Origin of the sequence: Pseudomonas sp. NBRC 111133, from assembly GCF_001320605.1 — a bacterium.
In the GTDB taxonomy this organism is placed as follows: domain Bacteria; phylum Pseudomonadota; class Gammaproteobacteria; order Pseudomonadales; family Pseudomonadaceae; genus Aquipseudomonas; species Aquipseudomonas monteilii.
This window is the reverse complement of sequence record NZ_BCBJ01000116.1, coordinates 1-16880: the sequence shown is the minus strand read 5'-3', so window position 1 is coordinate 16880 and position 16880 is coordinate 1. Positions and strand designations below refer to the sequence as shown.

The window sequence follows — 16880 nt, the reverse complement described above, 5'->3', positions numbered from 1 at the left end:
CATGACTCAGGGAGATGCGGAACGCAATTACATACGCCTCATTCGACGTTCATTTTGCCAGGAGTGTAACGAGCCAGCCGGCCAAAACCTTCGCGGATCCTCGGTGCCGATTGCGCCTACTTCGCCTTCGACTTCTTGGTGATCACTATTTTTGGCAAGCCGCGGACCGCGTCATCCCAGTGCGGATCACGGTCAAGGTCGTTGACTATTTTGCTGATCCACACAGCCGTCTTATCCCAGCGGATGGCAAGCAGGCGGCCATTCCAGCCGCGGGCCTTGTACTCAGCCTTGAACTCTGCCGGGGTCAACAGCGGCTGTTTCAGTTGAACTTCGTTTTCCAAATTCATGCACCCGAAAATTGTGTGGGCAGACGGTATGCCGGCTGACTCAATCGATAATGGAGGGTTTCGCGTCGTTCCAGTCACCAGGGTTTGCGGCTCCGGTCGCAAACGCAATCCGCATGGCGACAGAGGGGCTCCCGTTCTTCATCAGGTAGGCCGCAGCACCAGCGCACATCGCCTCATGGCCAGAGGCGGTGTAATTGCCGTCCTCATCCCACTCACCACCCTTCCGTGAGTGCACCGTCTTGTGGCACTGGAATGTACTGTGATCATCCTCCAGCAGCCCTTCAATAATCCCGTCTAAACGCCCAGGCGTGAGCTCGATCGCTCCCTCCTTGAGGAATGGACAGTTCGCACATGGGCGCTTAAGCCGCAGGTGATGCGCGAATGGATCAGGCATGCAGAAGTCCTCGAAAATTTTGTATGGCATCGGTTGGTCAACAGACCCCCGCCACCTCGTCCCTTCCACGCAAGCGCGGTGGGAAAGTGCATTTTTAAACTATAGGACAACAATAATCAACTAGGACAACCTGCCCGCGGTCTGTCAGGCGCACAAAAAACCCGGCCTCGTGGGCCGGGTGGATGAAACGTTATTGGTTCAGCAACCGAGTGCCTGGCAGTCGTCGCAAAGGCCAACCTGGAATACTTCAAGATCGGTGAAGCACCGGGGGCATTGCTCGACATCATAATCTGCCGCAGGCTTGCTGATTGCGTCGCCGAACTCGGCAACCAGTGCAGCGTAGTGATCGCTGGTTGAGGCGTCACCGCGCAGCTCAAAATAGCGGTCCACGGTCTTCGAGTAGGCTTTGAACACTGGCTTTCCGTTGAACTGGCTGGCGCCCACTGAAACGGGTGCAATGTTGCGCAGCATGGCGATGGTCACGGGCATGGTTTGCATTGGGTTCTTCCTCAAGGAGTGGGTTGGCCGTATAGCTAGGAATGGCCAACAACACCTGATAAGCCACCCCAGACGGCAGCTCCCGCGGGCTAAGCTGTGGGTGTCAGCAGTCGATCGCAGCAGGCTCTTTGAGTTGCGCCTTACTGAAATTACCCTACTGAGCAGGAAGCGCAGGTGTAAAAAACCCCGAACTGCGTGAACAGAACGGGGTGGTGCAGCGTTAGGGGATCAGGCCTGGCGGACGGTACTACCAGTGCGAAGGCCACTGGATAGAATCGTCATCGTCGTAGGGGATAGGCTTCACCTTGAACCCAACAAGCAGAAGCTCCAGCAGTTGCTCATCGTCCTGGGGCAAATCAAACCAACCTGCCTTGTAAAAGCGTCTCGCGAAGCTGTAGTCATCCCACAGCCGCTCGATATCGTTCTCGCTGGCCATGTAGCCTGCATTCGCCAATGCCGCACGCATGCGGCGAACATCAGCACTGCGTGCCGACGGCGCCGGCGTGTATTGTAGGTATTCCATACTGCTCATCCGCCAATAATCACTTTTTGCTCGCGTTGAAAAAAGTCACGCAGCGCGTTTATAGGCCTCGATTCGCTCTTCGGCTGCGGCCAGGTAGCCCTCGACCCTCGCACGCGCTTTGGCCATGTTTTCGACATCATCGGGTTTCGCACGCGAGCACGAAATGTTCGAGACCTCAGTCAAAACCCGTTGGGTCATCTCTTTCCAATGGGAAACTTCATCGGCACTGCAGCAGGCATGGTAGTCATTGACCTTGCGGTGGAGACGGTCGTAGGCACGGCGGTACTCGGCGACAGGGACGGTTTTGTTGCTGCTCATGGGTGGCACTCCTCAGAAGGGAAATCTGGTTGAACTTGCCCATGGATATGGCTCACGCACGCGTGTAACGGACGTGCCGGCGAGCGCCAGCATCCTTGTTCCGCCATGTAACTCATCCCTGAGCACGATGTTCAATTCCCCAGGAGAGAAACCATGACAACACTCGTGAAAGTAGCGACCTGCCTGACCCCGGAGCTTGCACGGACCATCGTCAAGATGGCGTGCATCGTGCGCATCTCCAAGACCGGTGAGGGAGTGGAGATTCGCGACACCAGACCCCTCCTCGATCGCTTGGAGTCCCCAATCGAAGGGCGTGGAGTCGTCCGAACCTTTGGCTCCACGCATTTCATTGTGACCGAGGATCTGGCTCACCGGATCGACGCAAAACACCTACCAGGTGAGCCGACTACAACTTCACCTGTTACCACTGCAGATGACGCCGATGCGCTGAAAACGCTCATAGCTGATCGGTTGGGGTCTCAGGGTTGGCTGATCGTCGACGACCTGAGTTTCAACTGCACCTCTGGTGTGGCCAGAAAGCAGTACCAAACAGCGGTCGGCATCAAAGAGGCAATCGCATACCTGCAAGCCGGGGATGACGGTGCCAGGCGACTGATCGCTGAATACTACAGCGAGGGTAACAATGTGCTGAGCACAACGACTGCGCGCTTCACCCCAGACTGCTCGACTGAGGCAATTGAAGCGGGCACCAGCCGTTTTTCAGCCCAAGTTGACCACGTAGTAAGCGGCACCTATGCAGTGCGGCTGCTTCGCCCTCGCGACCAGGCCGCGGATGATAAATAGCGTCTCCAGGCTCACTTAGGCGAACGCTCCACCACACCCCGGGCTTGCCTGGGGTTTTTTGTTCCCACTGAACGTTATGCCCCGATGTAAGACATCCCACCGTGTAACGAGAACCCTCCAGTTCGAAATCACACAAGGACACCCCATGACTCACCCTATGCAACCAATCATCAAAGACGACAACGGCTCGCTTCGATTCAAGGCGAATGCAATTGTGGTGCACTTGCTGGAACAAGGCGGCATCGACATGAACGCTATTGCCCAGCTAAATGTCAGCGATGAGGACCGTGCTCATTTTGCTCAGCTCATCGGCTACAGCGTCAGCGGCTTCGGAGGCTTGTCGTACGTGAGTAGCGACATGTCTGCGGTGGCTGATCGTATGGCTGATACAGGTGAAACGGAACAGATGGCCAAGATCACGCACTTGCAAGGTGAATTGGCTGCGCTGCGCAGTGCACTACGGGACCCCATAGCCAGGCTCTACGGCTTGCACCCGAACGACCTCCAAGCGGAGTCTGGCTCTGATGAGTAACGCCATCGAAGTGCAATCCCAGAAGGTCCGAGCCGCCTACGCAGTCACGGGCAGCGTCAATCCTGAATACGAGCGCGAGTTCGACATCCTCTCCGATATGCGTCGTGCAAAGATGGCCCAAGAATTCCGCGCAGAGCGTGGCTTGCCTCCCACGGCCGCAACCCCGTATGACTGAGCCACAGCAAACTGCGGCTTGAGCATGCACACCATCGCCCCCGGCTTGCTGGGGGCGTTTTTCGTTGCGCTTCCGGTCAAGTAGAGTGAAGCCGCGAGGCATCTGATTCACCGACCAGGTCATAGTGGCTCCTTCGAAGGGTTGCCACGATAGCCACGTAGGTGTACATCACCGTGTACACGCAAACTTCAAGGTACAGGTATGACTCAACAAACCGACCAGGAGCTGTTTTACGAGCTTCAGATCGCCGCCAATCGCCAGACAATCTGGATACACAGCAGTGACGGCTCAACGGTCGGCCGATTCAGTCCTCGGGGAATTGATCTTCACAATACCGTTACCGAACAGATGTCTGGCTTACCTGAGTGCCGAATGTGTACGCATGGAAGCCCAACACAGGCTGACTGGCTGACCTTCCGCGACCGCTCGCTTGAATGGTGGGGCGTGGATATTCCTCACAATGCAATCGACACGAGTTTTCTGCTGCCTGACTAACGTGCTATGCGCAGCCGGCTGAACCTAAAAGTTCATTTGTGCGGGCTGGCGCTGGCTCAGTAAAGACGGGCCACACACGCCGCTACTTCCCCTTCGATAGTAGAGACGTCCTCTTCGCTCAAAATCCCAAGCGCTCTCAGTTCTTTGAGCCGACCATCAATGAGTCCTTCGTTGTACGCGATGGAATACTCATCTCTCATAGTCTTCATATGCTCGATGAGGGAGCGCAGTTCAGTCATTTTCTCGTCCCGTGCTAGGTCCTGGTCTTCACAAACCTCCAACGGGACTAGACCCTGGCCACTCCGGTACAAGGTGACCTGCAGGCTCCCTGTATCCGAGCTGGCGAGCCGCTCCAGGTCAGCGGGGTCAATCAGGCATGCAGGCATATCGACAACCTCATTTCAGGTGCACGAAATCACATGGTTTTATACGGTATCAGCCCGGCAGCAGGCCCGGCTTAATTGGTTTGTTCGAGCTGTTGCATAACGAAGATAGGCACATGTGCCTACCTAGGGGTGTCTCCAGCTGTCAGCTTCGCGGCTTGCTGCTGCTCTCGACGCTCCATCAATTGCTGCATGTACACAATCCCATCTTGCAAGGCTTTTACCGCCCAGGATGGACAAGGCCGGGATGATTTTTTTGTCGGATCGTTGAGCCAAGAGCGAACAGTTCGAATTGAGCATGGCCGCCGGGTGACGGCATTGATGAGCACCGCACTCTCACCTTGCTTCACGTTAAATTGTTTCAGCAGCGCCAGAAACGCTTGCCGGTTGGCTTCCCGCTGTTCGTCGTTCATCAATCCTCCAAACATCTGAAAATAGGCACATGTGCCTACTTTTGCATTGTAGGCACATGTGCCTACTTGGGACACCAAAATTCGTGTACTGAGCTCATGACTGGACCGACAATGCTGGCGATGGGACCTCACAGGCCGCTCCCATCACCTTAACTTCCAGGGAGGTGAATTCTGCAGCTAGGGCCCTGGTAACCACCTCAAGCTCAATTTCAGTGATCCCCAATGGCCCCGGCCAGATCTTGACCGTTGCCCGTTCGCGCCAGGCCCTGAAGCAGCCATTGTTTCGAGAATCACGCCACGCAACAGCGTGGAGGACATTCTGGAACTCCTCCAAATCAGCCAAGAACCGGGTATCCGATGAGAACGCTCCGGTGAAGGACTCTCCTCCGCCAGTGACAACACTGTTCAGCTTCATCTCAAGCGTGAGTCGCTCCTGGGAGGATGACTTCTTGAGCACCCAAGCAACTAGGAGAGCCATCACCAGGCTCAAGGCGATAATCCATACGATCGACTTCAGGCTTTGTTGGGGAATCCACCCTAGGTATTGCAGGTGCAACTGCAGGCCGCCCCAAACCATCGGGATGACCGGGAAGAAAAGGAGCAGTTTCAGCGGATCCCGCATGGACGTTGATCCCCGCTCTTTCAATGGGCCATGGTTTTGACAACCAGGTAAGCGATCAGCATCAGCCACAGCGCATTCGCCAGAACTCGAACTACCAATGCGGAAATGGTGTTTGTCTTGACCGCATAGAAGCCGGCAAAGACGAAGCCGATTGCCCCACCCAACGTCGACGCCCAGGCTGGCAGCCAGGCCGGGGTAGCATTCATGATCTGCATCAGCGCAGGCCCCAACAGAATCAGGATCGCCGCGAAGAATGGGCGGATCCAAGGCCCGTTGCGATCCATGTAGGTTTCTCGCGGCAGTGCCTGTGACTTGTTCATTCGTGTCTCTCTCTGGTTTTTGAAAGGATTTTGGACTGAGTTGTTACGCGACGACCACCTGTATCTGATCGGTTATGTCGCGGTGGCACTGCACACAGAAGCGGCGAGCGCCGCCTCGAACTCGCACCATATTGCTGGCGTCGAAGGCGTCCCCGTTGGCCTCGAAGATCTGCGTGTACTTGCAAATTCTCTTCTCGTACCAGCCGCTTAGGCTGTTGCACTTTCGACACGGGGTAACTTGTTGAAGGGTTCCTTCCATGCTCGTGAGCACCTATTTGGATCTCGAAAGCCTGAAGCGCAGCCACAGGACAATACATAACACGTATGCATAATACCAAGACATGAACATTATTCAACGTGTTTTAGGGCTTAGGCGGCCGGCGGGGCCCCGATCAGCGGGGCTGTTTCGTAGACGGTTCGTATCCCAGTCGTCGCGTAAGTTGGACCAGGCCTACAATCTGCTGCCGCATGGATTGCCCATGGGACTCCAGTTCTTCTACCTTGCGTTCCAGTTCCCAGGCCCTGCGGTATAGCCGCTGGTTGATAGCGATCACCCGCTGCAAAGCTGAACGCTCGCGGTCGCCGATATCCCCCGAGTCGGCGCCTTTCGCGGCCTGGGCGAGAATGTCGGCGGGCACCTCTGGCAACGGCTCGTCATCCCAAAACATACTGCCCCCTATACTGTATATGCGAACAGTATGCGATGGCTTTGAGCTCAAGCCAATCCCCCGATCTGCAGCGATAGCGCGCAGAATGGGGAGTTCAGAGTTGGAGGGCTGGTTGAACTGATCGTCGCCCCTGGGCGGCGCGATCATCGAGGTGCGGGGTGAGATGCTTGGTTAGGGTTAGAAACGGACCAGCGGCACCAGCGGCACCACGGAGTATTAGCTCCTCACTCATCTGCCGCCCGGGCAGCCAGGATCGCATCCTGGACCGCATCGTCATCGTCAAAGAACCCTTCCTCAGCTAATCCCAGGTGCTCATCGAGCAAGACGCATATGCTCAATGCTGCTTCAGCCGGATCCCCGCTGCTGCGAACAAGCGCCTCGATCTGCTTCCGCAGAAGGCGTACTTCTTCAACTTGGCCAAGGCCTGGCTCGGCGGCAGGGTCAGGCAATGCAAAGGCTAGTTGACCTTCAGCACCTAGATCAATCATCACAGTGTTTCCCGCCAGGTTTCGAAACTCCATCGACATGCAGTTATTCTCCCAAGATGCGTTAGCGGCCTCTATTGGTGGCGGCCGGGGTCTGCCGATCAGACGCTTGATTTGAGATCGTTGAGCCAAGAATGGTCTTTGCAGAAGAAGTGCTCATCGAGAGGATCAGTATCTGGCCAGCGCCTGGAGCAACCTGGCCGCCGGCAACGCACCGCTACCTGGATACGATCGGCGGGTTCTGCATTCACCAGATCCAGAGCCATTCCACACGCAGGTTTCCCATTTTCACCGAGGACGTGAGCCATGATAGCGAAGCGGCCTTGTGAGAGCTGCCCAGGCCGCAAAGCGCGGAATGCCGCTTGCAGTTGCGCCTGTATCACCGGTGGAGTGGTCATGATGGTGTGTCCCTCGATATTCCATCAACATTACAGGAGGAATGTACTTTTTGAAGACCCAACACGAAGCCCAGGAAGTCCTCGGGGGTCAACCACTCCAACTCGGCGAGTTCCTGCTCGATGTGAATCTGGTGCCAAGCAATCCAGTCATCAATGTCTTCCAGGTATTGGTACTCGCCAAGATTTCCGGTGTCCCCGTGCCAGTGGCCACAGCCGCACACTAGATTTTTGTATGCCTTCAGCGTGCCTGATAACAGCTCTTGCCATTCGTTAACCACGGCTGTCCCTGCACAGGCCGGGCACTGACCAGAGGAGGTCACAGGGTTCAGGGGCGTGAAATGATCAGCATCGCGCATCACACACTCGGAAACGAGGTGGAATTCCTTATCGGTAGGGCTCAAGTGCACATCCAAGGCCTCCAAGACCTTCCATTCAACGCAATTTGGGTCGTCAAAGACGCCCACCACAAATCCGGTGCAGACATTGCAATCAGCAGGCCCGGAGACGATACGGGCAAGGCAGCCCCCACTCTCAACACTACTCAGATCGACTATGTCGCCGAAAGCTCTGCGTATGCTCATGGGTTTGGTAATGGTTCCGATCGCCCAGCCATGCGCTCTGTGGCTCCAGACGATTGCGTATCGCCTTCACTTCGCGTATTGCCTCACAGCAGCGCCGGCAGGTAATCGATCGCTTGCCGGCTGGCTCGAACGGCTCCGGCGCCATGCCGAGCTCGACCGCCTCTGGCGCGTCGCCACAAAGCGAGTGCTCTGGTTCTATGGGGTTCGGCGCACATCGGCGCACGGCGAGTACAGGTGCGTCAGTCATGATGGCTTCCTCATTGGCGCCGGCACCGACGTCAGCGGCCAGCTTACGGGTAATTTCCTGGGCAACTCCTCGGCCCTCTTCCCCGCCGCACTGCCAGCTTCTAATGCTGTGCTGCGGGGGCCAGGGTTATCGCTTATTGCCATTCTGAGCCTGCGTTAGCCGAACGTTGAAGTCGTCCAGGGACAAGCTGCCATCGTTCAATTGGAACAGCAGGTTCTGCCCCTGCACCCTCCCCTCCGCGTTGCTCTCGCGTAACACTGCATCGGTGGCGAAGAGGAACTTGCGAAGGGCCTCTTGAAATTCACGGGGGACGGTTGAGATGAAGTCGCAAAGCTGGGTGTCACGGTGACGCACCTCGAAGAAGCCATCACCGCTGTACATCCGGCCCGCACCTCTTTGTACCCAAGGATCAGTCACTTCTCCAGGACTGACTTCTTCGGTGGGGAACGATGCTCGCACAAGTTCAGACAAGGCTTCAGCCATACGCTCGCTACCAGGCAGTTTGTAGCACCCCATTGGCAACGCCAATCGGGCCCCGAAATGCAGGCGTACCGCCGAGCCGCCTGAGGCTTGGTCCACAGTGGCTTTCAGCGATGGGTAATCTCGAAGCTTGATCTCACACTGGTGACAGACATTGCCCGCATAGAACTTCTGTCGCGTCTTGCATCCCGGGCATTCCTTCTCTGTTGCTGATCGCACGTGGACGTTCCCCTCATGAATTTGATTTTCGAACCCAACTCAGCCTTGGGGCTGAGGGCTTAGATAGCGGATAAAGATCCATGCGCACTAATTGATTCTTAACACGTACGCACAATACTGACGAAGGGTTTTCAGATCAATATCGTGGGGAGGGGAGTGCTTGCAGGAGGGAGGTCGCATACTGCCAGCAGCGCCAGGCGGATGCACTGACGCTGGCGCAAGAGCCCCGGCGCCAGTTGGCTAAGTATACTCAGCGTAAGAGCCGGAAATGCATGCACTTATTGCCTTGTGGCCGAAACGACGTAAATGTACTCTTCCCCATTATCGTAAGATTTATATTCGCGCTTACCACCATTGGGAATAATATCGGTTCCTTTATACACGAAGCCATCAGTCTGAGGGAAGTCGACGGCGAGACTACCGAATTTGTCGGCCTTCATTTCATTCAGGCGTACGTAGTTGACGTCCATGGTGAGACGGATGTCTCCATCGATAGTGATAACTGGCGTAAAGTAGGCTGTTGTGCCTAGCTCTAGACGTCCGAGCCGAACTTTATTACCAACTAATTCCCTGAACTTCCTGTACTCAACGTTTTTGTAGGGACGCTGGGAGCCGCTGACAGCAACAACATGAGGCTGGGAAACAAGCTCTCCATTGCGATAGAGCTCGGTGCTGATATTGACTGACTCTGCAGCTGCAGCATTAATCGAGAATGTAGCCAAAGCTGCGAAGATAATTGCTTTCATAAAATGCTTGCACACCAAAACTAACCAAGATTCCAACTACCCAGTTTGAGGCCAGGGTAGGAGAAGAAATTGACCACCCGCTTTACTAGCCAAGGCGAGGCAGGTCACGAAGCAAAGCTTTGAGCTCGTGCCATGGATGCTGCGCGCTTTCGATTTCGTTCGAGCACCCTTCCTCATGTGTGAACGATTCGGCCGCCTGATCAACAGCTTGGCTGGAGTGGCAACCCTGGCAGCAGATGATCGAGTACTCGATAGACCATCTTTCGCCGAAAGCCTCCAGATCCTGGTCTAGCTGACTGTAATTCTCGCTCTCGCTCATACCTACCTCACGTTGTGGGCGCGAAGCTCACGCCTCTCCTCAGACCTGGCCTAGCTGCAGCATGAAGTGTAACTGGCCGAGACGGATTTCTCACGACCAGTCAGGGTGATTTTGATCAGTCAACGCCTTGCCGGCGACAACCATCTCTTTTCCCGTGTCGAGCCGGGCTACAACCCAATTTCCTCGGCCTCCGTAGGATGTCGCCTCAATCGTTCGAACAAGGTTTCCACTCTTCACGAAGCGATAGGTGGTGGCCGTTTTGATTTGCATGTGAAGATCCTCAATGATCTGTGTGTCATGCGCCGAAGGAAAAATGGGCTCTGTGAGAGAAGACCTAAAGGCTATAGGCATAAACCCAATTGGGCATGCCCATATAGTGTTCTTTCAGGCCGATACGACAACGCGTAAGGCGCTGAGCGTCATGCAATGTGGATAGATCACGACCCAATTGCCGGCAGCGATCAGCACCTAGTCCCAGGGCGACGGATGTCGCGCCAGTGGTGAAGACATATGCGTCGACGAATTCGCTGTTGAGGACATCAGCGTCCCCGTTTTCACGGATCCATTGAATGATCCACTCATGGCGAGCAGCTGGCTTCATTCGGACTTTAACATTCGTTGAGTCACCTGCTCCGAGCGAACCCCCACCAACCAGTTGATCAGTCCCATATCGCTCAGTCATGGTGCTTCCCTCAAAAAAACCGCTCATGTGCCGGCCGGGGAGTAACTTCCAGCAGATTACGGAAGACGGCTACCATCGCGGCGAATCCATTTAGCAGATCGCACTGCCGCCTGATACTGCCTAATCGAGCGCACCAGCAAGATCAGAGCAATTGCAGCCACTCCGCCCGGCCATAGCGAAGGCCACTCGTAACCGCGGAACGAATCAATTGTGTCAGCTTGCAAGTGGAACAAGTATCCCTGCCAACCGAGCATGACTAATGCAAAGCACAGCAGAAGCTCATGCTGTGTCGTTCGCCGGCGAGGCGGCGTTGGGTGGTTACTCATGTACCATTTCCATAGCAATCAATGCTTATCCTGCAGGCTCAAAGAGCGTTGCAGCCCCAGTCTGTGAGTGCGCTTGATGTTGCGCTACGCCCGACGAAATTTCATCAACAAGCTGAAATGCGCGCTTTGCGAGAAATGCTCAACGCGTTGGCTACAGCTGGCAGGGCCGCCAGGATAAAGGCCAGGATGGCCAGCCCATAGCCGGCTACTGCACCACCGCGGAACTGGTATGAGTCGACCTGATACAACAGGCTGACGGATTTTGGTAGCGTTACACCCTCGGCCGGTGTGCTTGCAGTGTGCAGATGCCATTGATCGTCGAGCCCACCCTCAATCCGCCCTTCAGCCCGGCAGAGGCCATTAACGACGGGAGCACCCGCGGCTTGGCAAATTGACGGGTCGGTGATGAGAGCAACTGCCGGCTCAATGGTTTGCAGAGCGAAACCTACTCGAATCGCACACCAGAGCACCAGCATCAGCCAGGCGATCGAGATCGTGAAGCTTTTCAAAAAGTGATTCTCCGTTGGCTAGAGGCAGAAGCAACAGGTACTGCCACTCAGCACGTGAAAAAGTCAGCTACTGGGTCAGGGTTGAAGTCCGTAGACAGTGAAGGTGGCCCCAACCACAAACAGGCAGGCGGCAATGTACTTCATGACCCGCCGAACACCAGCCGGCACACAGAAAAACGCCGCCAAATAAGCGAGGGCCAGGCCCAGGAAGCCCAGTAAATAAAGTGTATGCTCCGACATTTTGGTCTCTTCCTTTTTGAAATTACGCGCTCTGAAAGCGCTTTTCGATGGGTAGGTCATCGACGTCCACGTAGCAGTGTACGCCTGCTGTATCGGTAATGAGAGTCATGGCAACAGGGGACTCTTGCCCGATGAATAAAGATTATCCTATAGGACAATCTCTAACAATGATTATTTGCCTATACGACAATATTTGCCTCCAAAAGCCTTGCTTCTGTAGCAGGCTCGTCGTCGTCGCCCGAACCACGGCCGGAGAAGTTAGGTGCGTGCCGTCAACACGTTTCCTAGGCCGCCCGGCTGTACCGGCGGTTACCTGGGTTGCCGACACTATTGCCGCTCCACGGCTTGCAGCGCCTCGCTACGCTTGCCCATGTACTCGTCTTCGGTCAGCATCCCTAGGTCAGCCATGAGCATGGCATAGCCGATGGCCACGCTCGACTCGTGTTTTGCATCGTCGATGCTCGTCGCTGCCCGAGCCCGCTCCAGGACACCGGCCAAGTAGGTGTGAGCAATGGCGATGGCCGCCTGGCTGATCTGCTGTATTACCCTTTCAACTGCTGGACCCGGCGCTGGCTCCGCAGTCATCAGCTACATCGGCTCGCCCAGGGCCATCATCTGTGACGGCATTCCACGGTAAACTTACGCTGCACTGGCGCATCTGGGGCATCCCCTGCCTCGCAGCGTTGAATTCACATAACAGGGAGTGAGGCATGCTGACCTTCGAAAACCGGTACGACGCAGCTCGCAACAAGTACTTCGCTGAAAACCCTCAGGCAATGAAAAAAATTGAAGCGGTTAGCGCTGGGGTGATCGAGGCCTGCGGAATGACGGTTGAGGAGTACCGCCAAGTTCAGCGGGTGCGGGTGTTCGCTGAAGCAGCCGAGAGGCGGGGCATTGAGCTGGATGAGTTCGTCATTCAGTTAGTCGCCGAATCCCCACAGCAAGCCCAGGAGTGGCGGATCCAGCGCCATCGGCAAATGGCTGACGCGCTTGGTATCGACTGGTCGGAGTACAGAGCCATGAATCAACTCTGCGAATAGTCGATTCGGTATTGGTTGAAACCGTCCTGCCGGTACTGTAAGTTAGCCCTCGATGCGCGGTGACCTCATGCTGCTGCTCGTAACAGCCGCTTCGTGATCTCGCCCTGCTGCTCCTTCCTTAGCGTTACGGCTAAGAAAGTCAAAAGCCTCGGAACTCCCGGGGCTTTTTTGTGGGCGCCCCAAAGGCGTTCCCCCGCCCCACTCACGTTGATGGTTCGCAGTATGGTGATTGAGCTACACAAGATCGCGCATGACTTCCGTGCATCGCTCGACAAACAGAAAGCCCTGGGCATTCTTCCGCAGCACATGATGGATTTCCCTAGCGCATGCTGCGCAGTGACCTCGGAACTCCTAGGCGATTATCTCAACAGCATTCCAGGCGGCCCGAAGGCCGACACTGTAAACGCCAACCGGAATGGCAAGTCACATATGTGGCTCGTTGTGGATTCGGTGATTGTTGACCTGACGGCAGACCAGTTTCCAGATGGCCGCCCGGCGGTGTATATCGGCCCAGAAGACTCCACCTGGGAAATAGATCTCCGCGGTAAAGCCAGCCATGGGGGAACGGCCACATCATCGGACGAACGAGCGGTGCTTGAACGGTTCATCGAGTACGCGGGGCTGCCCACCTTCGATTAACCTGGTCTGCACACACTCTGCTTCCATGCTGCCCTGCACTACAGGCGCACGCAGGGGCAGAGGAGCGGTCGAGGATCCTCCCTTACGCTCCTCTGCCGAGACATCACTCGTTGGCTGCGTAATTCGCCTTTCGAAGCCACTCGCCTACTGCGGCCGATCGAGATCCTCCCCGGGCGTTGATGTCCCGCCCCCTAAAGGTGCCCCACGCTCGATAACCTCGCCCGTCGACTGCGACCCAGAACGTGACCTGGTCTTCGTCCACCTGCCGATAAATTGCTTCTGGTGCTGCGTTCATGATCGGACCTTCTTTGTTTAGGAGGTCCTAGAATGGCGTCACGACGATCGGCAATGGCGCTGGAACAGCATGGCGTGGCTGACGCCCTGGGCGAGATCTCCTCCCACCACATGCTCAAGGATGGCGTCCCAGCAACCGGGTCGGAGGTGAGCGGTCAACTGAGCAGCAGAGTACTTTTGCTCACTCAGGTTACGACCATCCCGGCGCCAGCACAGGCGCACCCGGGCTTTGACATGCTGGCCATCGGGCGTGTGGAAATCGACAATTTGCTGGGATGCTGAACAAGTGGGGATCCGGCGATCCTCTATAACGTTGAAGCCGCAAGCCTACAAAAATGGGCGCACAGCATCGCGAGAGCGCTGTTCGGCCGCGAGACTTTCTGAGCCTCGAAACTGACGGGGCTGTGAATTGGACAAGGCAACACTCCCTTCTAGCAGGCTGGTCACAGTCCAATTTGACTCCCTGATCGGTTGGTCTGTTCGGAGCTTAAAATGGATAAGCCCCGACCAGGCCGGGGCTTCGTGTAGTCATTTTGCAACCGTAGCAGATCAGCCCTTGAGCTGCGTCTTACCGATCAGCACACCAGGGCCCACTGCCGTATCCAATGGTTTGGCACGTCCCAAGTGATACTCGGCATATTGGCTGCTGCCATCCTGGATCACGCACACTGCCAAGATACACCACCCTTCATCCAGCAGTCGTTGAGCTTGGGTCTGGCCATTCACTTGCGTCAGCTCTGTTACGTCTTCAATCGCCATCGGTGCTGCTCCTCGCGTAGATGATGGCCCAGTGTAGTCACTGACAAAGCTTACTGTCCTCATTAATCTTAGATTTTCTTGTACGCCCCAGCTCGGGCAGACAAAATCCGTGGGTCTTAAGCTTACGCGTCTAGTCGGGTAATAAGCCAACACCCATCGGCTCAAAGTTCAGGCCGGCACCCGTTATCTGCCAGCTTCCGTATCCCACAGTATCTCTATGATCAGGATGCCATGTGTGAATGGCCTCCATCATCCAGCTGAGGAGCCTTCTTTTATTATTTTGGTCCTTCGCTTCTTTTGCCACGTCATTAAAACTTTGGCTCTCTTGCGCCCACATTTCTCCTTGGGCATAGATGTGAGGGCCGAATTTCTTCGCCAGGTCAGTGTGGTTTGGCAGAGAATTTCTGATTTGCATCCACGCCAAAACCATTTCAGTCTTGTCTGGCTTCTCACGATTCATAATTCGGTTGATCACATCCGCGTAATCTTTTGCCCAACGATCCTCTGCATCAGAAAAAAGGCTGATCTCTTCCGGGATAATGAAGATGTGCTCCATCTCATTTTCCAGCTGATAGGCCATATTGGACATTGCGGGATCACAGAATCTAGTGGGCATGAGTTTTATCTGGCCTTCGCAGATGTCACGTCGAAGGTGAAGAAGTTCATGCCCGATAACGGATTCCGTAGCGGTCAATGGGTCACACCAAAGCATAACTCTCTGCTGATGACCATCGATTTCAAACGCCGCTGTTGCCATATCGATGTTAACCAGTGGATCAAGGCAGTCAGCTTTATGCATTACTTCAAGCTCGATGCCGGTTGAGTCATGTATCAGTTTTGGAATCGAGCGAAGGCTTATCGGCAATCGCTCCCACACCTCACGCATATTGAGGGCGTCTAGCTGCTGCTCAAAACGTTGCATTCCGCGCTTCCTGTTTGGATTACGATTCTCAGAGTCCTTCAAGGGCGTTTAAATAACGCCCTTTTTCTACAACCAAACTTATTTGCCTATGCTGTTATCATCAACAGCACCTACTGCTCCGCTACTTCGAAGCGCAGTGATACCTGCCCGCTCGACCTGATCGACCATAATGTGTGCCTCGCGCGCCAATTCGACGCGGAGGTCCGGCGCCATTTGAAAGCGGATTGCAACCGGTGCCAGGCGCAATAGCGCTTGTAAAGAGGTATTCAGATACTCGGGCGAACTGTCTCGGGTCACTTCCAGCAGCAAGGGTGTTGAAATCACAGGTGCCCGACTCATCGCAGCTAGCGCAGTGTTCCAATCGCGATGGCCATGCATGGCCGTTACAGCCTCCAGGCTTTGGCTATGCGTGATAGGCATGTTCTGGCGGGAGAGGTGACCGCACAGCCGCTTGGCCTGCATTTTGAAAGTTTCAATCGTAGACATGATGGTTTCTCGCTGTTCCGGCCGCGGTGCGCGTCGTCCCTCCGTTGGACCTGCCGGTGAGAATCACCATTCGAGTTAAACCTTGCTCACCATGCCATTGAGGCGGAGGGGGCAGGCAGCAAATAGCCCTGCCCCAAAGGCTATTGCAGACCACCGCGACAATCAAGCACAACACTCAGGAAACCTAGCCATAGCCCTCCAGCTCCACAGCACTCGCAGTCGCGGCAGCATCGTCGCCAAGCACCCCTGCTGAATCATTATGCGATCGGTGTGCAACTGTTGACAGTGCGCAGCCGAAAGGCGAAATCAGCTATGGCGTCATCCCGCTGCTCGATCGCCTCTACATTGATGACCTGGCGGCCGCGAAGGGCTCGACCCGCCCAGGATTCGTCCAGGCTGCCCTGTGGCAGCTATGGTGCACCTACGGGCTGCAGCTTACCCCTCTATCACAGGCATTGGGCTTGGGACGGTTTTGAGCCACAGTGCGCGTCGTTGCTACGTTGGCAACCCCTGATACCTGAATCGGGTTTGGACAAGTCCTTCCGCCGCTACTGGGAATGGATCGTGGCCGAACACTCAGCAGGACGTCCAGCGGGACCTTGTGTGCGATGATCGATTGATGCTCAGGGGCCCCTCTGCCGAAGCGGCACCATTCGCCGCCGCTGACTATTTGTCCACCTTCCAGATGGAGCTGACCATGCCCCTGTTTACCCGCTTTCGTCACTTCCTCCAGCGCCGCAACATGACACGCCTTAACGCGCAAGCGATCGGCTTGCAGTTGATCACTCAGCGCAGCGAATCAACACGCGGCCACTTCGTTTTCCTACACGTCCTGAATGAGATTGCGCAGGCGCTCCAGCACGGCGCGAGCGAACTCCGGCGCGGCTGCTTTTGCGTCCTCGATGCTGGCAAATCCACTGCCAATGTGGCCCAAGTAATCCAACTCGAAAGCCCCTGCATCATCGGTGATGGCCATCATTTCCTGACCCGCATAAAGAGCAACCTGCATCACCTCC

30 protein-coding genes are annotated in these 16880 nt (G+C 55.7%); 7 read left to right on the top strand and 23 right to left on the bottom strand.

All coding sequences use genetic code 11. From position 1 onward, the window contains the following. Nucleotides 1-116: 116 nt before the first annotated feature. The 5 genes from APH36_RS25485 to APH36_RS25465 all read right to left on the bottom strand — a co-directional run bounded on the left by APH36_RS25485 (nucleotide 117) and on the right by APH36_RS25465 (nucleotide 2080). Nucleotides 117-341 (bottom strand): hypothetical protein, encoded by a 225-nt coding sequence (locus APH36_RS25485; RefSeq protein WP_226342923.1) that lies wholly within the window; start codon nucleotides 339-341, stop codon nucleotides 117-119. 46 nt (nucleotides 342-387) lie between these two features. Next, a complete protein-coding gene (locus APH36_RS25480; RefSeq protein WP_054925963.1) occupies nucleotides 388-741 on the bottom strand; it encodes a hypothetical protein in 354 nt (117 codons plus the stop codon). 198 nt (nucleotides 742-939) lie between these two features. After that, on the bottom strand, nucleotides 940-1239 hold the full coding sequence (locus APH36_RS25475) for a hypothetical protein (protein WP_060501059.1): 300 nt from the start codon (nucleotides 1237-1239) through the stop codon (nucleotides 940-942). Nucleotides 1240-1486: 247 nt separating this feature from the next. Then, entirely contained in the window at nucleotides 1487-1762 is a 276-nt protein-coding gene (locus APH36_RS25470) for a hypothetical protein (RefSeq protein WP_060501057.1), read from the bottom strand. 45 nt (nucleotides 1763-1807) lie between these two features. Continuing rightward, nucleotides 1808-2080: a hypothetical protein gene (locus APH36_RS25465; RefSeq protein WP_060501055.1), complete on the bottom strand. Its 273-nt coding sequence runs from the start codon at nucleotides 2078-2080 to the stop codon at nucleotides 1808-1810. A gap of 153 nt (nucleotides 2081-2233) precedes the next feature. On the opposite strand from APH36_RS25465, the gene APH36_RS25460 reads away from it, so the two are divergent. The 4 genes from APH36_RS25460 to APH36_RS25445 all read left to right on the top strand — a co-directional run bounded on the left by APH36_RS25460 (nucleotide 2234) and on the right by APH36_RS25445 (nucleotide 4086). Next, nucleotides 2234-2884, top strand: coding sequence for a hypothetical protein (locus APH36_RS25460; protein WP_023383695.1), 651 nt, complete (start codon nucleotides 2234-2236; stop codon nucleotides 2882-2884). Nucleotides 2885-3041: 157 nt separating this feature from the next. Next, a complete protein-coding gene (locus tag APH36_RS25455) occupies nucleotides 3042-3416 on the top strand; it encodes a hypothetical protein (RefSeq protein ID WP_023383694.1) in 375 nt (124 codons plus the stop codon). Next, a complete protein-coding gene (locus APH36_RS25450; protein WP_023383693.1) occupies nucleotides 3409-3591 on the top strand; it encodes a hypothetical protein in 183 nt (60 codons plus the stop codon). The genes APH36_RS25455 and APH36_RS25450 overlap by 8 nt, the downstream gene beginning before the upstream one ends. A gap of 201 nt (nucleotides 3592-3792) precedes the next feature. Beyond that, the gene (locus tag APH36_RS25445) at nucleotides 3793-4086 is read left to right on the top strand and encodes a hypothetical protein (protein ID WP_023383692.1); all 294 of its coding nucleotides are present in this window, start codon (nucleotides 3793-3795) and stop codon (nucleotides 4084-4086) included. Between the two features lie 56 nt (nucleotides 4087-4142). Here the strand turns inward: APH36_RS25445 and APH36_RS31850 are convergent, their stop codons facing one another. The 14 genes from APH36_RS31850 to APH36_RS25370 all read right to left on the bottom strand — a co-directional run bounded on the left by APH36_RS31850 (nucleotide 4143) and on the right by APH36_RS25370 (nucleotide 12309). After that, entirely contained in the window at nucleotides 4143-4325 is a 183-nt protein-coding gene (locus tag APH36_RS31850; protein ID WP_135002422.1) for a hypothetical protein, read from the bottom strand. 266 nt (nucleotides 4326-4591) lie between these two features. Then, on the bottom strand, nucleotides 4592-4882 hold the full coding sequence (locus APH36_RS25435; protein ID WP_041925792.1) for a hypothetical protein: 291 nt from the start codon (nucleotides 4880-4882) through the stop codon (nucleotides 4592-4594). A gap of 94 nt (nucleotides 4883-4976) precedes the next feature. Next, a complete protein-coding gene (locus tag APH36_RS25430) occupies nucleotides 4977-5504 on the bottom strand; it encodes a hypothetical protein (protein WP_023383690.1) in 528 nt (175 codons plus the stop codon). A 20-nt stretch (nucleotides 5505-5524) separates the two neighbouring features. Continuing rightward, nucleotides 5525-5824 carry a hypothetical protein gene (locus APH36_RS25425; protein WP_023383689.1) on the bottom strand — a complete coding sequence of 100 codons (300 nt, stop codon included), beginning with the start codon at nucleotides 5822-5824 and terminating at the stop codon, nucleotides 5525-5527. Nucleotides 5825-6216: 392 nt separating this feature from the next. Next, entirely contained in the window at nucleotides 6217-6492 is a 276-nt protein-coding gene (locus tag APH36_RS25415) for a hypothetical protein (RefSeq protein WP_041925829.1), read from the bottom strand. Between the two features lie 224 nt (nucleotides 6493-6716). Continuing rightward, nucleotides 6717-7019: a hypothetical protein gene (locus tag APH36_RS25410; RefSeq protein ID WP_023383686.1), complete on the bottom strand. Its 303-nt coding sequence runs from the start codon at nucleotides 7017-7019 to the stop codon at nucleotides 6717-6719. 352 nt (nucleotides 7020-7371) lie between these two features. Next, on the bottom strand, nucleotides 7372-7956 hold the full coding sequence (locus tag APH36_RS25400) for a hypothetical protein (protein ID WP_023383684.1): 585 nt from the start codon (nucleotides 7954-7956) through the stop codon (nucleotides 7372-7374). A gap of 373 nt (nucleotides 7957-8329) precedes the next feature. Then, nucleotides 8330-8686 carry a hypothetical protein gene (locus APH36_RS25395; RefSeq protein ID WP_139139836.1) on the bottom strand — a complete coding sequence of 119 codons (357 nt, stop codon included), beginning with the start codon at nucleotides 8684-8686 and terminating at the stop codon, nucleotides 8330-8332. Between the two features lie 494 nt (nucleotides 8687-9180). After that, nucleotides 9181-9648 (bottom strand): hypothetical protein, encoded by a 468-nt coding sequence (locus tag APH36_RS25390; RefSeq protein WP_023383682.1) that lies wholly within the window; start codon nucleotides 9646-9648, stop codon nucleotides 9181-9183. 409 nt (nucleotides 9649-10057) lie between these two features. After that, a complete protein-coding gene (locus APH36_RS25380) occupies nucleotides 10058-10237 on the bottom strand; it encodes a hypothetical protein (protein ID WP_122227898.1) in 180 nt (59 codons plus the stop codon). 64 nt (nucleotides 10238-10301) lie between these two features. Next, entirely contained in the window at nucleotides 10302-10649 is a 348-nt protein-coding gene (locus APH36_RS31845) for a hypothetical protein (RefSeq protein WP_135002592.1), read from the bottom strand. A 430-nt stretch (nucleotides 10650-11079) separates the two neighbouring features. After that, nucleotides 11080-11484, bottom strand: coding sequence for a hypothetical protein (locus APH36_RS25375; protein WP_023383680.1), 405 nt, complete (start codon nucleotides 11482-11484; stop codon nucleotides 11080-11082). 75 nt (nucleotides 11485-11559) lie between these two features. Next, nucleotides 11560-11784, bottom strand: coding sequence for a hypothetical protein (locus tag APH36_RS31840; protein ID WP_135002593.1), 225 nt, complete (start codon nucleotides 11782-11784; stop codon nucleotides 11560-11562). 267 nt (nucleotides 11785-12051) lie between these two features. Continuing rightward, nucleotides 12052-12309, bottom strand: a complete 258-nt coding sequence (locus tag APH36_RS25370; RefSeq protein WP_023383679.1) for a hypothetical protein — start codon at nucleotides 12307-12309, stop codon at nucleotides 12052-12054. 125 nt (nucleotides 12310-12434) lie between these two features. On the opposite strand from APH36_RS25370, the gene APH36_RS25365 reads away from it, so the two are divergent. The 3 genes from APH36_RS25365 (at nucleotide 12435) to APH36_RS31835 (ending at nucleotide 13979) form a co-directional block, all read left to right on the top strand. Next, a complete protein-coding gene (locus APH36_RS25365) occupies nucleotides 12435-12764 on the top strand; it encodes a DUF6388 family protein (protein WP_023383678.1) in 330 nt (109 codons plus the stop codon). A 222-nt stretch (nucleotides 12765-12986) separates the two neighbouring features. Beyond that, on the top strand, nucleotides 12987-13403 hold the full coding sequence (locus APH36_RS25360; RefSeq protein ID WP_060501053.1) for a hypothetical protein: 417 nt from the start codon (nucleotides 12987-12989) through the stop codon (nucleotides 13401-13403). 327 nt (nucleotides 13404-13730) lie between these two features. Then, on the top strand, nucleotides 13731-13979 hold the full coding sequence (locus APH36_RS31835; RefSeq protein WP_023383676.1) for a hypothetical protein: 249 nt from the start codon (nucleotides 13731-13733) through the stop codon (nucleotides 13977-13979). 267 nt (nucleotides 13980-14246) lie between these two features. Here the strand turns inward: APH36_RS31835 and APH36_RS25350 are convergent, their stop codons facing one another. The 4 genes from APH36_RS25350 to APH36_RS32380 all read right to left on the bottom strand — a co-directional run. Further along, a complete protein-coding gene (locus tag APH36_RS25350; RefSeq protein WP_023383675.1) occupies nucleotides 14247-14456 on the bottom strand; it encodes a hypothetical protein in 210 nt (69 codons plus the stop codon). A gap of 130 nt (nucleotides 14457-14586) precedes the next feature. Next, the gene (locus APH36_RS25345) at nucleotides 14587-15378 is read right to left on the bottom strand and encodes a hypothetical protein (RefSeq protein WP_023383674.1); all 792 of its coding nucleotides are present in this window, start codon (nucleotides 15376-15378) and stop codon (nucleotides 14587-14589) included. Between the two features lie 78 nt (nucleotides 15379-15456). Further along, nucleotides 15457-15864 (bottom strand): glyoxalase superfamily protein, encoded by a 408-nt coding sequence (locus tag APH36_RS25340; RefSeq protein ID WP_023383673.1) that lies wholly within the window; start codon nucleotides 15862-15864, stop codon nucleotides 15457-15459. Between the two features lie 823 nt (nucleotides 15865-16687). After that, a partial coding sequence (locus tag APH36_RS32380; protein ID WP_374754810.1) for a hypothetical protein occupies nucleotides 16688-16880 on the bottom strand: 193 nt, incomplete at its 5' end.

Coding starts and splice junctions, on each gene's coding strand:
- APH36_RS25480 (WP_054925963.1), bottom strand. CDS start 741: ATGCCTGATCCATTCGCGCATCACCTGCGGCTTAAGCGCCCATGTGCG.
- APH36_RS25475 (WP_060501059.1), bottom strand. CDS start 1,239: ATGCAAACCATGCCCGTGACCATCGCCATGCTGCGCAACATTGCACCC.
- APH36_RS25470 (WP_060501057.1), bottom strand. CDS start 1,762: ATGGAATACCTACAATACACGCCGGCGCCGTCGGCACGCAGTGCTGAT.
- APH36_RS25465 (WP_060501055.1), bottom strand. CDS start 2,080: ATGAGCAGCAACAAAACCGTCCCTGTCGCCGAGTACCGCCGTGCCTAC.
- APH36_RS25460 (WP_023383695.1), top strand. CDS start 2,234: ATGACAACACTCGTGAAAGTAGCGACCTGCCTGACCCCGGAGCTTGCA.
- APH36_RS25455 (WP_023383694.1), top strand. CDS start 3,042: ATGCAACCAATCATCAAAGACGACAACGGCTCGCTTCGATTCAAGGCG.
- APH36_RS25450 (WP_023383693.1), top strand. CDS start 3,409: ATGAGTAACGCCATCGAAGTGCAATCCCAGAAGGTCCGAGCCGCCTAC.
- APH36_RS25445 (WP_023383692.1), top strand. CDS start 3,793: ATGACTCAACAAACCGACCAGGAGCTGTTTTACGAGCTTCAGATCGCC.
- APH36_RS31850 (WP_135002422.1), bottom strand. CDS start 4,325: ATGACTGAACTGCGCTCCCTCATCGAGCATATGAAGACTATGAGAGAT.
- APH36_RS25435 (WP_041925792.1), bottom strand. CDS start 4,882: ATGAACGACGAACAGCGGGAAGCCAACCGGCAAGCGTTTCTGGCGCTG.
- APH36_RS25430 (WP_023383690.1), bottom strand. CDS start 5,504: ATGCGGGATCCGCTGAAACTGCTCCTTTTCTTCCCGGTCATCCCGATG.
- APH36_RS25425 (WP_023383689.1), bottom strand. CDS start 5,824: ATGAACAAGTCACAGGCACTGCCGCGAGAAACCTACATGGATCGCAAC.
- APH36_RS25415 (WP_041925829.1), bottom strand. CDS start 6,492: ATGTTTTGGGATGACGAGCCGTTGCCAGAGGTGCCCGCCGACATTCTC.
- APH36_RS25410 (WP_023383686.1), bottom strand. CDS start 7,019: ATGTCGATGGAGTTTCGAAACCTGGCGGGAAACACTGTGATGATTGAT.
- APH36_RS25400 (WP_023383684.1), bottom strand. CDS start 7,956: ATGAGCATACGCAGAGCTTTCGGCGACATAGTCGATCTGAGTAGTGTT.
- APH36_RS25395 (WP_139139836.1), bottom strand. CDS start 8,686: ATGGCTGAAGCCTTGTCTGAACTTGTGCGAGCATCGTTCCCCACCGAA.
- APH36_RS25390 (WP_023383682.1), bottom strand. CDS start 9,648: ATGAAAGCAATTATCTTCGCAGCTTTGGCTACATTCTCGATTAATGCT.
- APH36_RS25380 (WP_122227898.1), bottom strand. CDS start 10,237: ATGCAAATCAAAACGGCCACCACCTATCGCTTCGTGAAGAGTGGAAAC.
- APH36_RS31845 (WP_135002592.1), bottom strand. CDS start 10,649: ATGACTGAGCGATATGGGACTGATCAACTGGTTGGTGGGGGTTCGCTC.
- APH36_RS31840 (WP_135002593.1), bottom strand. CDS start 11,784: ATGACCTACCCATCGAAAAGCGCTTTCAGAGCGCGTAATTTCAAAAAG.
- APH36_RS25370 (WP_023383679.1), bottom strand. CDS start 12,309: ATGACTGCGGAGCCAGCGCCGGGTCCAGCAGTTGAAAGGGTAATACAG.
- APH36_RS25365 (WP_023383678.1), top strand. CDS start 12,435: ATGCTGACCTTCGAAAACCGGTACGACGCAGCTCGCAACAAGTACTTC.
- APH36_RS25360 (WP_060501053.1), top strand. CDS start 12,987: ATGGTGATTGAGCTACACAAGATCGCGCATGACTTCCGTGCATCGCTC.
- APH36_RS31835 (WP_023383676.1), top strand. CDS start 13,731: ATGGCGTCACGACGATCGGCAATGGCGCTGGAACAGCATGGCGTGGCT.
- APH36_RS25350 (WP_023383675.1), bottom strand. CDS start 14,456: ATGGCGATTGAAGACGTAACAGAGCTGACGCAAGTGAATGGCCAGACC.
- APH36_RS25345 (WP_023383674.1), bottom strand. CDS start 15,378: ATGCAACGTTTTGAGCAGCAGCTAGACGCCCTCAATATGCGTGAGGTG.
- APH36_RS25340 (WP_023383673.1), bottom strand. CDS start 15,864: ATGTCTACGATTGAAACTTTCAAAATGCAGGCCAAGCGGCTGTGCGGT.